The organism is Leptotrichia sp. (assembly GCF_057270615.1).
In genome coordinates this window covers 1-1179 of record NZ_DBHIXN010000147.1, presented here as the reverse complement: position 1 = coordinate 1179, position 1179 = coordinate 1, and the positions used below count along the sequence as shown (strand labels likewise).

Annotated in this window: 1 protein-coding gene; it reads left to right on the top strand. The window is 29.9% G+C overall.

Going from position 1 to position 1179, the window contains the following annotated elements; all coding sequences use genetic code 11:
* Nucleotides 1-79: 79 nt before the first annotated feature.
* Nucleotides 80-1179, top strand: a 1100-nt coding sequence (locus ACO409_RS11005) for an ABC transporter transmembrane domain-containing protein (protein ID WP_485557210.1), incomplete at its 3' end; no start/stop codon positions are given.

The following is a 1179-nucleotide window of genomic DNA, read 5'->3' as shown; positions in this document are numbered from 1 at the left end:
GAGAGAGAATATTGACTTAGAAGAATATTTTATGTCACATTTTCTAAATGAAATTTAAGAATTATGAGGTAGATTAGGAATGAAACAATTGACAAAGTACCATAAGAAGTCTTTTTATACTTTCATGATTTTTAATATATTAGTTCCTTTAACTAATATTGCTTTTGCTTATTCTATTAAAATTATAATTGATAGTGGAATGTCCCAAAATAGGGAAGATCTAACCCAAGCGATACTAATAGGTGCTATCGTAATATTTATCTATGCCAGTCTTAATTTTATATCCCTTCGATTAAGAAATAAACTTGTTAGGCAGATTATGTCAAGATACAAAAATAAGGTGTTTAAATCTATTTTAGATAGGGATTATAGAGAATTTTCTAAGGAAAAATCAGGGAAATTTATTTCAATATTAACTGAGAACATGAAGAAAATTGAGCAGGATTATTTACACCAGTATTTTAATATTTCAAAAAATATTTCCTTAATGATTTTCTCACTAGTAGCCATGTTTATAGGTAATTGGTTTTTGACCTTATTAGTTATCATTGCTAGCATTATTCCTATGATGATTTCAGGATTTATTGGACAAAAATCAGCCTCTCTACAAAATAGTTCTATGATAGCCGATCAGAAATATTTAGCTAAGGTTAAAGATATTTTAGCAGGGTTTCTCGTTATAAAAAGTTTTAATGTGAAAGAGGCTATCCGTCAAGATTACAAAAACGAAAGCGAAAAATTGGATGAGATATATTTCATCAAAGGGAAATTTGATGTTTTATCTAATGTTATTTCTCAACTTTCAGGGATGATTGTTTTTTTAGTAGCCTTTGGTGGAGGAATGTATCTGGTCTTCGGTGGGCATACCACAATTGGGAGTGTTACAGCTATTGTTCAACTAGTCAATTTTGTAGTAATGCCACTAAATGAAATTGGTATGGGAATGAGTAAATTCCGCGAAGGTCAGGCTACACTGAATTCATTTGAGGTAAAAGATGTAATCGAACTTCAAACTGGTAAAAGGAAAGAATATTTTGATGATGTCATTTCTTTTTCAAATGTAGATTTTTCCTACCCTAATGCTGAGGAAAAGATTTTTAATAATTTATCTTTACAGATCAAAAAGGGGGAAAAAATTGCAATAGTAGGTATGTCAGGTAGTGGAAAATCAACTTTACT